The 14017-nt window shown below is 40.0% G+C and carries 8 protein-coding genes; 7 read left to right on the top strand and 1 reads right to left on the bottom strand.

All coding sequences use genetic code 11. The features are described 5' to 3' along the window. Positions 1-98: 98 nt before the first annotated feature. From WNY98_RS16730 to WNY98_RS16720, 3 genes are all read left to right on the top strand, one after another. The gene (locus tag WNY98_RS16730) at positions 99-1004 is read left to right on the top strand and encodes a GGDEF domain-containing protein (RefSeq protein WP_342878444.1); all 906 of its coding nucleotides are present in this window, start codon (positions 99-101) and stop codon (positions 1002-1004) included. A 164-nt stretch (positions 1005-1168) separates the two neighbouring features. Next, a complete protein-coding gene (locus tag WNY98_RS16725; protein ID WP_024600652.1) occupies positions 1169-2530 on the top strand; it encodes a hypothetical protein in 1362 nt (453 codons plus the stop codon). A gap of 126 nt (positions 2531-2656) precedes the next feature. Beyond that, the gene (locus WNY98_RS16720) at positions 2657-5305 is read left to right on the top strand and encodes a DUF2339 domain-containing protein (protein ID WP_342878443.1); all 2649 of its coding nucleotides are present in this window, start codon (positions 2657-2659) and stop codon (positions 5303-5305) included. 117 nt (positions 5306-5422) lie between these two features. On the opposite strand, the gene WNY98_RS16715 is transcribed toward WNY98_RS16720, so the two are convergent. Further along, the gene (locus WNY98_RS16715; RefSeq protein WP_342878442.1) at positions 5423-8863 is read right to left on the bottom strand and encodes a PAS-domain containing protein; all 3441 of its coding nucleotides are present in this window, start codon (positions 8861-8863) and stop codon (positions 5423-5425) included. A 412-nt stretch (positions 8864-9275) separates the two neighbouring features. On the opposite strand from WNY98_RS16715, the gene WNY98_RS16710 reads away from it, so the two are divergent. The 4 genes from WNY98_RS16710 to WNY98_RS16695 all read left to right on the top strand — a co-directional run bounded on the left by WNY98_RS16710 (position 9276) and on the right by WNY98_RS16695 (position 13875). Beyond that, positions 9276-9539, top strand: coding sequence for a DUF4212 domain-containing protein (locus WNY98_RS16710; RefSeq protein ID WP_007377498.1), 264 nt, complete (start codon positions 9276-9278; stop codon positions 9537-9539). 10 nt (positions 9540-9549) lie between these two features. Next, positions 9550-11274 carry a sodium:solute symporter family protein gene (locus WNY98_RS16705; RefSeq protein WP_076925307.1) on the top strand — a complete coding sequence of 575 codons (1725 nt, stop codon included), beginning with the start codon at positions 9550-9552 and terminating at the stop codon, positions 11272-11274. A gap of 123 nt (positions 11275-11397) precedes the next feature. Further along, positions 11398-13236: a DUF294 nucleotidyltransferase-like domain-containing protein gene (locus WNY98_RS16700; protein WP_342878441.1), complete on the top strand. Its 1839-nt coding sequence runs from the start codon at positions 11398-11400 to the stop codon at positions 13234-13236. Positions 13237-13251: 15 nt separating this feature from the next. Continuing rightward, the gene (locus tag WNY98_RS16695) at positions 13252-13875 is read left to right on the top strand and encodes a 3'-5' exonuclease (protein WP_342878440.1); all 624 of its coding nucleotides are present in this window, start codon (positions 13252-13254) and stop codon (positions 13873-13875) included. Positions 13876-14017: the final 142 nt, after the last annotated feature.

Genomic DNA, 14017 nt, shown 5'->3' with positions numbered 1-14017 from the left:
CGTAACTTTGAGTGTTATCGTGGGTTTTATCTTCGCGAGGGTTTTTTATTATTGTGCTATAGTTTTCAAATGAAGTACTGAAAAACCTAGCAATTAATATGATTGAAACTGTAAAACTTACCGTTAAACTTTCTAATTTTTATAAAATGCCTTTGATCAATAAAGTTTTAAGTTTAGCTTTATTGATCTATATTGCTATTTTTTCAGCCTACTCCCTAACCAACTTCCCTCCCTTGCAAGTTCAAAACAATGTTTACGGTTTTACTACCGATTTTATTAATTTAATTGTACTTGTATTTTTATTTTGGATGGTCCAATGCTCTGAACTATCTAAGCAGGCATATATTTTTTCTAGTTTAGGTTTATTACTTTGGAGTATTGGAGCTACTGCTGATGTACTAGATGAGTTAGTTGTGCAGCCTTACTGGGTAAGTATTTATTTTGAAGACTTATGCAGAACCAGCGGCATGCTTTTAACTTCCTATGGTTTATTTAAAACGATGCGCTTTGTACAAAGTATCAATAACCGATTAGCGCGTGAGCTAATCATTGACGATTTAACTAAGGTGCATAACAGACGTTATTTTTATCAGCACGCTAAAGATGCTCAGCTCTCACCTTTCGTTATTTTAATTATCGATATAGACCACTTTAAAGCAATTAATGATGAATTTGGTCATGATGTAGGTGATGTAGTGCTTAAAGAACTAGCAACTAAATACGACAATGCTTTTACGTATAAAAACAAATTTGCTCGCCTCGGCGGTGAAGAGTTTGGCGGCTACTTGCCTACAAATAATATGATGCAAGCGTGTGATTTTTCAAAACAATTAATTACCATTGCGCACACCATAAGTGTTAAAAATTCTCGCCACTTAACAGTAAGCATTGGTGTTGCAATGCAAACGCCTAATGAGCCTTTAGATAAAGTAATGAAACGCGCTGACCAAGCTTTATATTTAGCTAAAAAGAATGGTCGAGATCGTTTTGAAGTTGCCCCGTAAGCGTTTTTAATTATATAAAAACACGTCCTTATTGTTTGCACATTTACTACACTTTTTAACGTTTTCGTAAGGAAATGTCAGTGAGGGTAATGCTTTGTAAATCATGAAATTAAAATAGAATGTTTGGGTCATAATGGAGATATTAATAATAAGGAATAACCTTAATGACCAACTCCCTTTTAAAAGCTGCATTACCCTTAAGTCTAATTACTATTTTGTCGGGCTGTGGCTCTGATGATAGCTCAAGCTCTACAGGTTACATCCAATTGTATAACGGCTCTTACAATAGCCCATACACGCGTTTGTTTGTTGAAGAAACAGAGCGTTCAGGCGCTGATTTTGCCGATGTAACTACTCGCCATAACTACAGTACAGGTACTTATGATGTGAGTTTTGAATACCTAGATGCTAACGACAGCTATATAACAATTAGCGACCAAGAAATTTCTATTAAAGGTGACAAAACACAGTTAGTAGTAATGAGTGGCAACTTCGATGAACCTACATTTACAGAGCTTAGCGTACCTATCACAAGCGATACGGGTGAGTTTAACTTAGGGTTTTATAATATTGCAGGGGAAGACACTAACTACGATATTTACTTAGCAACTGATGATGGCGTATTTGAAAGCGCGACACTTTTTTCATCGGCTCAATATTTAAGTGAGTTAGACCTGCAAAGCATTGATGAAGGTTATTACACTATTTATATAACTCAAGCGGGCAGCAGTGATGTTGTGTACGAGTCGTCATCTGTCTATTTATACGACGAAGCAAGCTATGTAGCAATGATCCGCCCAAGTTATGCAACAGAAGAAGGCGGTATTACGCTTGATGTAGTAACCGATAATAATTACGTTACTGAGCTTAAGCACCAATCTGCGTTGGGACAATTACGTTTTATAAATACGATTGATGACTACTCGCCAGTTAGCTTTTCGGCTACACGTGGCACAACTGTAAATACAACAAATACAGTCGCTAGTGATTCGTATACAGACTATGTTGAACTTTCGCCTAATAGTTACAGCGTAGCGATGTACGACGAAGAAGGCACAAAGCTTGCCGATAACTTTTTAATGACGCTAGAGCGTGAGCAAAGTGCGGTGGGTATTTTTTATAACGACGTTGATAACGGTCTACGTATGATGAGCGTTGAAGAAAACCTAACGCCAAGTAGTTACAGCCATACTGTATCGGTTGTAAACCTAATTGAAAGCTACGCAGGACAATCGGTTTCAGATGTTGATGTATACTTTACACTTAACGGCGAAACGGTAGATGACACCAGTAACGTAGTTGATGGTTTAGATAGATACGATCAAGAAGAGCAAGTTGTAGATAACGAAATTTACACTGTTTATGCTGTATATGAAGACAACGGTCAGCAAATTGTGCTTATTCAACAAAGCGATATGGACTTTACACAAGAGGGTAATTACATATTGATTTTAGAGCATGATGAAACAACAAGCTCAGGTTATAAAATGACCCTAGAGCGCACTATCACCGATAGTGTTGAATAACCCTAAATATATTAAGTAGCGTAAAGCCTAAGTACTTTAAGTGCTTAGGCTTTTTTATCGAACAAAATTTACCTACTTATTAATAATTAGGTACACTCAGGGCATAATAATTAATAAGAGTGTGCCATGGATGATTTAGTTGGGTTAGCCGTTATAGTAATACTGGTTGTAGTTGCCGGTGCTATTTGCGGCTTAATAGCGCTAGTGCAGTTAAATGGATTAAAACAAGAAGTTGCTGTTTTAAGGGCCAAAGTAACACACTTACAAACACATAAACCGATATCGCAAAGTGACCCTCAAAGCGAAGCATCTACTGCTCAGGCAGCGCTTTCAAGGTCTGAGCCAATCGCTGCTTATAAAGCACGGTCAAACTTAACGCCCCAAAGCGTGTCACCACCTGTAATAAATCAGCCATCAGCACCTCCTAAAAAAGCCAAACCAGCTAAAGCATCAGCCATAGAATTACTCTTTAATAAACTACGCGCAGGGTTTGAAGAGAACTGGATGACCTGGATAGGCGCAATAGCGCTTGCGTTTGGGGGCATATTTTTAGCTAAATACAGCCTAGAAGCTGGATTACTATCGCCTGTAATGAGGTTGAGTTTAGGCGGCTTATTTGGGCTTGGCTTAATTGCAGCCGCGGCTTATTTACATCATAAACGCATTGTATTTGAAGGCTTTAATAATTACATACCCGCAGCGCTTGCAAGCGGCGGGTTTATTACCTGCTTTGCTTTAACGCTTTTAGCTTACAGTAGCTACGATATGCTTAGTCCTACCGTGGCATTTTTTGCACTGGCAGTTATTGCGATTAGTGCAAGTGCAATGGCGCTTAGGTTAGGCCCATTATTGGCTGTATTAGGTATTATTGGCGCTTATAGTGTACCAATATGGGTTAGCACTGGCAGTGGTAACTTGTTTGCATTATTTATGTATGTTGGCTTTGTAAGTTTGTCGGCTGCGTTAGTTGCACATAAAGTACAGCGAGCTTGGTTGTGGTATTTATTATGGGCAGGGCACATTGGCTGGTATTTAGTTGGTTTTACATTACTTAAAATTAATACCGTTTGGTTGATGGGGACGTTTGCTTTACTTAGCATTGTAGGGTTAATTGCTATACCGCGATTGGGCTTAAAATTGAGTGTTATTGAGCACCGCCCGCACAGTTTAAAACGCTTAATTAAAGTGCTTCCTGATCATGCATTATTACTCGCTTTTATAGCGCCCTTAATATTTACCATGTTAATAAGTCACTTCAATATGCAGTGGCAAACAATTGGCGTGTTAAGTATTGTACTGATGCTATTTTTAGTACTTAAAAATAGCCGCTGGGATATTTGGCAGGGCGTAGCGTTAGTTATTTCAACGCTATTGGTGATAGGCGCTGAACGCACGCATCTTTCGCCAAACCTATTTGATGACGCACTCTTTATATTCAAAAATGAGTATGGTTTGGGTTTATTACTCGGATTGTTACTTACCGCTTTTGGGCTTTATTACGGTAAAAAACAGATTAAGCGTTTAGCGTTTCATATTACGGGGGCATTTAGTGCATTTGTAATGATAGCTACTTTATATACGCTTATTCCTAATTCTGCGTTAAGTACTGCATATCCACTTTGGGCCGTTGTATTGTTTGTAGTGGCGGCTATTTTAATAAAGCTCGCGCAGCATAATACAACGCTATTTCAGCGTTTTACTTATTGGGTAGGCGCTAATGCCAATATTACGTTAGCAATTACCATGCTACTAAGTGACAGCGGTTTAACTATTGCACTTGCTGTACAAGTATTACTTATAAGCGTACTTATTAAACGCTATAGCGTGCCTATGCCGCATTGGCCTATAAAAGCCTTGGTTGCTGCGTTATTACTGCGCCTTACGCTTTCACCTTGGACGCCAAGCTACGATGCGCTAACAGTATTTGGTTTGCATTGGAGTATTGTGGTTTATCCGTTATGTATTGCGTTATTTTTTGCCGCAGCTAAGTGCTTTGACTCATCAAAACTTAAAATATGGCTGGAAGGTGCGGCGCTTCACTGTTTAGCGCTTTTTATTACCACCGAAACAAGTTATCAGCTAGTAGGGCATTATCCGCAATTTGATTCACTTAACTTTTACGAACAAATACTCCTTACCTGTAACTGGCTGGCATTAGGGTGTGTGTACTTACACAGAGCAAAACTTGCCGGTACTTTAGCTAAGTTATACCAAGTGGCGGGCTTTACACTTGCGGGGTTAGCAGGGCTTTTTGCTATTAAAATACTGCTTGACGACAACCCATTATTTGAATCACTTTACATAGGTGAGCTGCCAATATTTAACTGGTTATTACTATTGTGGCTAGTACCTGCAGGATTAACGCTTTGGCTGGCCAAGCTTGTAAAACCAATAAATGCTAAAGCTACGCCATTTATATTGGCCGTTGCGGGTGGCTTTATATTATTGGCAATAAACAGCTTTATTCGCCAATACTGGCAAGGTCCTTACATTTACTTATCAAAAGGCGCAAGTAACGCCGAACTTTATAGCTACTCTGTCATTTGGTTAGTAATGGGTGCGAGTACTGTTATTTTTGGTCATTTAAAAAACCAGTTATTAATACAAAAAGTAGGCTTAGGCTTACTAGCTGCAGTTATTGTTAAAGTGTTTTTAATTGATATGGCTAATTTGGAGGGGTTGCTTAAAGCGCTTTCGTTTATTGGTTTAGGGCTTTCGTTGGTGGGGCTAAGTTGGTTGTTCCAAAAGCTTAGAAGCCGAGTAAATCCAGTTTAACTTTATGAGCACTTTATAAAGCAAAGCCCAGTGAAGATACTGGGCTTTTTGTTTTACGCTATTACTTGATAGCTTTTAACTAGAATACTTTTAACTAGATCACTTTTTACTAGCTTATTATGTACTGTGATTAAGCAATGCTTTTAGTTTGCCCGGTTTAATTGGCTTACTTAAATAATGAATATTAGCAGCTTTAGTTTCTTGCTTAAGCTCGGTGTCGCGCACTGCGGTAATTAAAATAGCGGGTACTTGGCTTTGCCAAATTTCGCGCAGGGTTTTAATTAGCGTTATGCCATCGCAATCACTACCTAATTGATAGTCCATTAAAATAACATCGGGTGCGCGGTTTTGTTTAGCATGCGCCAGTACATTATCTACGTTATCAAACAAGGTGTAATTAGCTTGCCACTTTTTAAGTAAGCTTGCCATTGCTGCTAGGTTTTCAGGGTCGTCATCCACGGCAACAATATTAATGGCTGCACGGTTTTCTATTAGGCTGTTTGTCGTACTTTTTTGTTGCACAAACTGCTCATCGCCATAAGGTACTTCAATGCTAAAACGGCTACCTTTATTAGGCTCAGAATGCACATCAAGCGGCAAACTTAATAAGTCAGCCATACGTTTTACAACACCTAAGCCTAAGCCTACGCCTTTGTTATCGCCCGACTCAACACGGTAAAAGTCATTAAATATTTTAGCTTGCTCAACTTCGCTAATACCTGGGCCTGTATCCCATACTTCTATTCGTAAATTGTGTTTACGGTTTCTACAGGCAATTAATACACGGCCGTTATCGGTGTATTTTACTGCATTAGAGACCAAGTTTTGAATAATTCGGCGCAAATAGGTTATATCGCTGTGCACAATTTGCTGGTGTGAACGCACACTAAGTTTAAGCCCTTTATCACTTGATAAAATAGCGTATTCACTTTGCAGTGGCGCTAAAATATCTTCGATATAAAAGTGGCGAGGGGTTGGGGTCATAGCGCCTTGTTCTAGCTTGGCTATTTCAAGTAATGCCGACATTAAATGCACGGTTGAATCGAGACTGTCGCCTAGTTTTTCAAAGCTGTTTTGGTTAGTGCTGTCGAGTTGCTTTTCGTCAATGGCAGCAAGGTATAAACGTGCTGCGTTTAACGGCTGTAAAATATCGTGGCTCGCCAGTGCTAAAAAGCGCGTTTTACTGTCGTTGGCTTGCTCTGCTTCTCGTTTGGCTAAAGTAAGTGCTTGCTCGGTTTGTACACGGCTATCTATTTGAGCTTGTAAGTCTCTATTAATGGTTTGCACTTCTTGAGTTCGCGCTTCTATGCGGTTTTCAAGATCCATGTTTACTTCTTCAAGCGCATTTTGCGTACTTATGTGATTGGTAATATCCGAAAAGCTGGTAACAAATCCGCCATCGGGCAGCGGATTACCAATCATTTCGTATACTTGGCCATTACGACGGTGGCGAATAAAGTGATGCGAGCTGCCGTATTTTAAATGCTGCACACGTTTTTCTACTTGGCGCTCTATTTCGCCAGGGCCACATTCACCACGGTTAGCGTTGTATCTAATAATATCTTCTATGGGTTGGCCTACTTCTAAAAACCCTTCAGGGTAGCCGAACATTTCGCTGTAGCGCTTATTCCAAGCTACTAGCTTTAAATCTTTATCGACAACCGAAATACCGTGGCTTAAATTTTCGAGTGAGGTAAATAACAGATTTTGATTAAATTGCAGCGCTTGTGTGGTTTCGTCAAAAAAGTTTACAACTTCTTCAAACGCCATGCGCTTACCCGACGATACCGTGTGTATTAATGCTTGAGCCGACGATGCGCCCAGCACGCCTGTTAAAGCGCGTTCGCAGTAGGCTATAAATTCAGGTTCTGGGTGTGCGTTATTATCGCTTAAGTGATGGGCGAGTGCGTAATGGGCCAATACTTGTTGGCTGCGCTGAATACCTAAAAAGGTTTGTAGGAGTATTTTAAAGTCGTAAACAGTGGCTTTTACGTCTTTATTTAAGCGCCTTGATAAAATAGCCTGATCTTTAGGATTAACAAAAGCAGCTGCCTGAATTTTATCAATTAAGCGCTCCTCAGCCCCTAGTGAAAAACTAATATAACAACCAATATTGGCAAACAAAGCTATTAAGGTTCCACGCGTGATAAGTGTTTGTTGTAGCTCGCTATCAAGGGTTGTGCCGGCATCGAGTATTGGCAGCATTAGAAATAGTATCCAGCAAATAAAGCCAGCCACTAAACCTGCATAAACCCCATAAGCATGACCTTTTCGCCAATATAAACCACCCACAATAGAGGGCAGTAATTGTGTAACAAGTGAAAAAGCCACCAAGCCCATACTTGCCAGTGCACTGCTGTGGCCAAACCATTGTTGATAGAAATAAGCCAAAATTAATATGCCTGCAATAGCAAAGCGCCTTACTAGTAAAATACGAGACTTATAACTGGTGGTAATTAAGTTGCGTTTAAATTTACGACGTAGCATTAACGGTAATACCACATCGTTTGAAATCATCGTGCTCAACGTTAGCGTGGCTACCACTATCATTGCAGTAGCGGCAGATAAACCGCCTATAAATACAAAGGTGGTTAAAAAGGCATTGTCGTTAATTAAAGGTAGGGCAAGTACAAAGCTGTCGGGTGAATAGCCACTGCCAATTTCAGGATGAATAGCCGCTGTGGCAATAGGTAAAATCATTGCGGCGGTTAATAGTAAATACAGGGGAAAAGCCCAGCGAGCGGTAAGTAAGTGACGTTTATTTTGATTGTCGACCACGGTTACATGAAACTGACGTGGTAAACATATAATAGCCGCCGCAGCCATTAAAGACTGACCAATAAAGTTAAAACTAAAAAAGTTAAAGTTAGTCCAGTGATCCCAAATCGATTCGGTTACCTTATTTGCAGCGGTTTCGGGCAAGTTAAATAGTGTAAATACTGCAAGTCCAGCAACAGCAATAAGGGCAATCAGTTTAATCATTGATTCAAATGCAACAGCAAGCATTAACCCAGAACGATATTCAGTTACATCAACCTTGCGTGTACCAAAAAATATGGCAAACAAAGCCATAATTAATGTGGCAGAAAGCGCGAGCATATCACCGGATATTTTAGTACTACTTTGCAGCAGTAAAAAGCTGGTACTGAGCGCTTTTAATTGCAGTGCAATGTAGGGAATAGTCGCTAGTAACGCGATTACAGTAACCATAATCGCCGTAGTTTGGCGTTTGCCGTAACGAGCTGAAATAAAATCGGCAATAGTGGTTATATTTTGCTTTTTACTCACAAGTACCAGTTTACGTAAAAACCCTTGGCCGAATAAAAACAACAAGGCAGGGCCAAGTAAAATGGGTAAATAACTCCAACTGCTGGTGGCCGCTGTACCTACCGAGCCGTAATAAGTCCACGACGTACAATAAATGCCTAATGACAGTGAATATACAAAAGGATGGTGGCTAATACGCTTTGCCAAAGGTGTTGTTTTATCGCCCCAGTTGGCAAGCCAAAACAGGACACCTATATAACTTAAAGCAACAATAATGAGTACGGCAGTCATGTTGTTATTAAACCTTATTATTTTAAATAGTTCCTCAACCCTATGAGGAATTAACACAATACCAGAACTCCTAGCGAGTGTGCGTGCAGATTTTTATTTCTAAATGGCATTTATTTTTTAAGTTGTTGAATTTAATGGATTAAATTTAAATTTGTAATTGTATTAGACTAATGTCGCAGTATTAACTAATTTGTAACATCTCCTGTATTTTAAATATCCATAAATGATTAACTTTATGTAATTAAAAGGTTTTTGTTTTTTTAAATAAAATTCAATCTGCAGTTTACGTAAACGTTAACAAGCTGTTACGACTATGGTCTCAATTCAATATTTAACCAGCGTTGCTAAATTGGTAAGCGAAGATAAAAAACCACTCATCGCGATATTGCGGTGCTTAAAGGGGAAAACAAAAATGGCTTTTAAAGATGAAGAACAAGCAAAAGCTTATTGGGCAGAAAACATTTCACTGTTATTTAAACTATTAGCAGTGTGGTTTATCGTGTCTTTCGGCTTTGGCATATTACTGGTTGATGTACTTAATGAAGTGCGCTTTTTTGGGTTTAAACTTGGCTTCTGGTTCGCCCAGCAAGGCGCGATTTATACCTTTGTTGCTTTGATTTTTGTGTACGTTTTCAAAATGAATACGTTAGATAAAAAATACGGCGTAGACGAATAGGAGCTAAGCAATGGATGTTCAAACACTCACGTTTATAATTGTTGGTTTAAGCTTTGCGCTTTATATCGGCATAGCAATTTGGGCCCGAGCGGGTTCAACTAAAGAGTTTTATGTAGCAGGCGGCGGCGTACCTCCTCTTGCTAATGGTATGGCAACAGCCGCGGATTGGATGAGCGCCGCGTCGTTTATTTCAATGGCGGGTATTATTTCGTTTGCAGGTTACGATGGCAGCGTTTACTTAATGGGGTGGACTGGTGGTTATGTACTATTAGCCATGTGTTTAGCGCCTTACTTACGTAAATTCGGCAAGTTTACCGTGCCTGACTTTATTGGCGACCGTTACTATTCACGCACCGCGCGTTTAGTGGCAATTGTATGTGCCATATTCATTTGTTTCACTTACATTGCAGGGCAAATGCGTGGCGTAGGCGTGGTGTTTTCACGCTTTTTAGAAGTAGAAATAGAAACCGGTGTTTACATTGGTATGGTGATTGTATTTTTCTACGCCGTACTAGGCGGCATGAAAGGCATTACCTACACGCAAGTAGCGCAGTACTGTGTACTTGTATTTGCATACCTTGTACCAGCCATTTTTATCTCGATGATGATGACGGGTCACTTCTTCCCACAAACAGGTTTTGGTGCCACATTAATTGGCAGCGATGGCGTGTACGTACTTGATAAACTAGACGGCTTAAGCGCTGAGCTTGGTTTTGCACAGTACACCGAAGGCTCTAAGAGCATGATTGACGTGTTTGCTATCACAGGTGCGTTAATGGTAGGTACTGCGGGTTTACCACATGTAATTGTTCGCTTTTTCACTGTACCTCGCGTAAAAGACACACGTATTTCTGCTGCATGGACACTTGTGTTCATCGCGATTGTTTATACCACAGCACCAGCGGTTGCCTCGTTTGCTCGTGTAAACATGATTGATACCATAAACGGTAAAGATGGCAGTGGGACAGAGTATGCAGAAGCACCAGGGTGGATTAAAAACTGGGAACGCACAGGTTTAATTACATTTGATGATAAAAACGGCGATGGCAAAATGTTCTACACGGCGGGTAAAATCACCGATCCGAACAGTGCTAATGAAGTAAACGTAGACCGCGACATTATGGTATTAGCTAATCCAGAAATTGCTAACTTACCAGCATGGGTAATCGCACTTGTAGCTGCGGGTGGTATTGCCGCTGCACTGTCTACAACAGCAGGTTTACTACTGGTTATTTCGACCTCTGTTTCGCACGATTTACTCAAGCGAACTCTTAAGCCCGATATTACCGACAAGCAAGAGTTACTTGCAGCGAGGTTGGCAGCCATGGTCGCTATTGTTATCTCCGCGTACTTTGGTATTAACCCGCCTGGATTTGTGGCATCGGTAGTGGCATTTGCATTCGGCTTGGCGGCAGCGAGTTTCTTCCCAGCAATTATTATGGGTATATTCTCTAAAACAATGAACCGCGAAGGCGCAATTGCAGGCATGGTAACGGGTATTGGTTTTACCGCTGCGTATATCATTTTCTTCAAGTTTGTTAGCCCAGAGCTAAACAGCCCTGAAAACTGGTTCTTAGGTATTTCACCTGAAGGTATTGGCTTAATTGGTATGATTATTAACTTTGCAGTAGCTGCAATTGTTCTTAAGTTTACTAAACCTACACCAGTTGAAATTCAACTAATGGTTGAAGGTATTCGTAACCCTAAAGGATCGGCTGAAGCGCATGACCATTAGCCACAATTTATAAGTTACAGTTTAGAAAACATAAAGCACCAAAAGCCCGACTTTAGTCGGGCTTTTTATTTGTTTAATAAATAAGTACATTGGTGTTGTATATACTTTTTAATGAGTACAACAATGAGTGTAGAGCAACAAGAAATAGCCCAATACGTTTGTTTGCAAGCGCCTTTTACACTGCTTGATAGCAGCGCATACGAATATTTTGTAAATCATCTTGATATTATTTACCTCACCCGCGAAAACCAAACTCAGTGGTTACAAAGTGAAAGCCCTAAACTATTTTTAATTCGCTCTGGTTTGTACGACCTAGTTGATGGCAAGGGGGATGTTGTTACACGCTTAGCGCAAGGTGATTATTTTGGTTTTCCGTCGCTGTTAACCGGCGAAGCAATTCAAAATAGGTTAGAAGTACAAAAAGAAGGCATAGTGTATATGCTCTCTCAAACGCATTTTGATTATTTACGCCGAGAATACAAATCGTTTGAGCAATACTTTGTACGCGCTCATGCTAACCGGTTGTTGTCATCGCATTATAAAAGTAAAAACGATAGTTGGTCAGAACGTAAAATATCAGAACTGATGACCCGCACAGCAATTACACTTTCGCCCGATGCAAGTATTAGGCAAAGCGCTAAAAAAATGAAAGAGCATGGTGTCTCGTCAATAATGATAACGCAGCACGCGCACTTAGTGGGAGTTGTGACTGACCGCGATTTACGTAACCGCGTACTTGCTGACGAGGTAGACCCACAAGATGCAGTCAGCAGTATTATGACCGCTAAGCCCAAGTTTATATTTGAAAATAACCGGGTATTTTCGGCGCTGCACTTAATGCTTAAATACAATATTCACCATTTGCCCGTGCTCGACGAAAACCATAACCCGATAGGAATGATAACCAGCACCGATTTACTGCGCCAACAAAAAAGTGACCCCGTACAGCTTATTGGGCGCATATACAAAGCGCATACTGTTACTGATTTAAAACGCTACGCAAAAGAAATCCCCGAACTTTTGCGTGGTTTTTCGTACAACATTGACGACATATCGCTAATTGGTAAATTACTGAGTGGTTTAACTGATGCGCTTACATCGCGCCTTATTCATTTATTTCAAGAAGATCATGGCGCAGCACCGACCAGCTTTAGTTTTATTTGCTTTGGCTCGCAAGCACGCGAAGAGCAAACTTTGCATTCAGATCAAGATAACGGCTTATTACTCCCTAACGACTTAACTCCCGAGCAACACGCTTACTTTAAAAGTATGGGAGAGTTTGTATGTGAAAACTTAGTTGAATGCGGTATTAGGCGTTGCCCAGGTAATATTATGGCAAGCAGCGATGAGTGCCGAATGAGCGTAAACGACTGGAGTGAGCGCTTTTTTAAATGGATAAAAAGCCCCACACCTGATGCAATGCTTAACTGTAAAATATTTTTTGACCTGCGATTTATTGAAGGTTCAAATGCTTTATATACCGCTTTTTGCGAGCAATTAATTCGTATATCGCGTAACGACTTATTCTATGCCGCAATGGCAACCGACATAAGCAGTAACAGCGTGCCAATTGGTTTATTTAATAAATTTAAAACCGAAAAAACAGATCAAAATAACAAATATATAGATTTAAAAAAACGCGGTGTCGTAATTATAAATGACATAGTGCGGTTATACGCTTTAAAAGCGGGTATTAGGCGCGCCAACACACAAGAGCGATTAGACGCACTACTAAAACATAAACTGATCAGCAAAGAAGATATATACAACCTAAAAGACTGCTGGCGGTTCTTAACGCAGCTTCGCTTGAGTACACAAATAAACGAAGAGGGCTTACCGAGTAACTGTATTAATCCTAATAAATTAAACTCACTAGAGCGCCATCAACTAAAAGAAGCGTTTTACCTTGTTAAACAAGCGCAGCAAGCCGCCGCGTTTAAGTTTGCTCGCGGCAGTTTATAATGATGGATTACTAACATGGTAAAAAAGCTGCTCACTCGGTATTTAAAGCGCCGTAAATTACTAGGCAAAAATGCCTTACAACAACGTTATTTGGTGATTGATTTAGAGCTCACTGGCCTTGATGCAAAACAGCACGAAATTGTATCACTAGCGTGGGTGATAATAGATAACCAATGTATAAAAATGAGCGAGTCGCAGCACCTTATAAATAAAGACGTAAAAAGCCTTGAGCAAAGTCCTGTTTTTCATGGAATTAGTGATGATGCTATAGCAAAAGGGCAAAGCCTAAATAGTATATTAACGCAGTTAAGCAGCCATTTTAGCGACTGTATTTTAGTGTTTCATAATGCCATGCTCGACTGGGGATTTTTAAAAATAGCGCTTAAAAATGCCAATATAACGATACGTCCCAAACTCATAATCGACACACTCCATATTGAACAAAAGCGCTTACTTCATCATTCAACTGAAATAAAACAAGATGATTTAACCCTTAATGCCTGCCGCACACGTTATGAGTTACCAAGCTATCATTGCCACCATGCACTGACCGATGCACAAGCCACCGCCGAGTTACTGCTAGCCCAGTGCCATCAAATAAGCCGTGGCAAAGAGCTAAAAGTAGCCGAGTTGACGTAGGTTGGATAGAGGACAGCGAAACCCAACGATAAAATGCCTTATCGGTTAACACCGAGGTTAATGATAGGCAGTTTACTTTTATTGTAATTCGTATGATTATAGGTACTTGTACGTTTATTATTTAATATTAAAAATATAAATT

It is taken from the genome of Pseudoalteromonas sp. AS71 (genome assembly GCF_038900275.1).
GTDB lineage: Bacteria > Pseudomonadota > Gammaproteobacteria > Enterobacterales > Alteromonadaceae > Pseudoalteromonas.
The sequence above is the reverse complement of the archived record's forward strand: the minus strand, read 5'-3'. Positions and strand labels throughout refer to the sequence as shown.

Excerpts from the sequence above, each read along its gene's own strand:
- WNY98_RS16695 (WP_342878440.1), top strand. The coding sequence starts at position 13,252 with ATGGTAAAAAAGCTGCTCACTCGGTATTTAAAGCGCCGTAAATTACTA.
- WNY98_RS16725 (WP_024600652.1), top strand. The coding sequence starts at position 1,169 with ATGACCAACTCCCTTTTAAAAGCTGCATTACCCTTAAGTCTAATTACT.
- WNY98_RS16730 (WP_342878444.1), top strand. The coding sequence starts at position 99 with ATGATTGAAACTGTAAAACTTACCGTTAAACTTTCTAATTTTTATAAA.
- WNY98_RS16710 (WP_007377498.1), top strand. The coding sequence starts at position 9,276 with ATGGCTTTTAAAGATGAAGAACAAGCAAAAGCTTATTGGGCAGAAAAC.
- WNY98_RS16720 (WP_342878443.1), top strand. The coding sequence starts at position 2,657 with ATGGATGATTTAGTTGGGTTAGCCGTTATAGTAATACTGGTTGTAGTT.
- WNY98_RS16715 (WP_342878442.1), bottom strand. The coding sequence starts at position 8,863 with ATGACTGCCGTACTCATTATTGTTGCTTTAAGTTATATAGGTGTCCTG.
- WNY98_RS16705 (WP_076925307.1), top strand. The coding sequence starts at position 9,550 with ATGGATGTTCAAACACTCACGTTTATAATTGTTGGTTTAAGCTTTGCG.
- WNY98_RS16700 (WP_342878441.1), top strand. The coding sequence starts at position 11,398 with ATGAGTGTAGAGCAACAAGAAATAGCCCAATACGTTTGTTTGCAAGCG.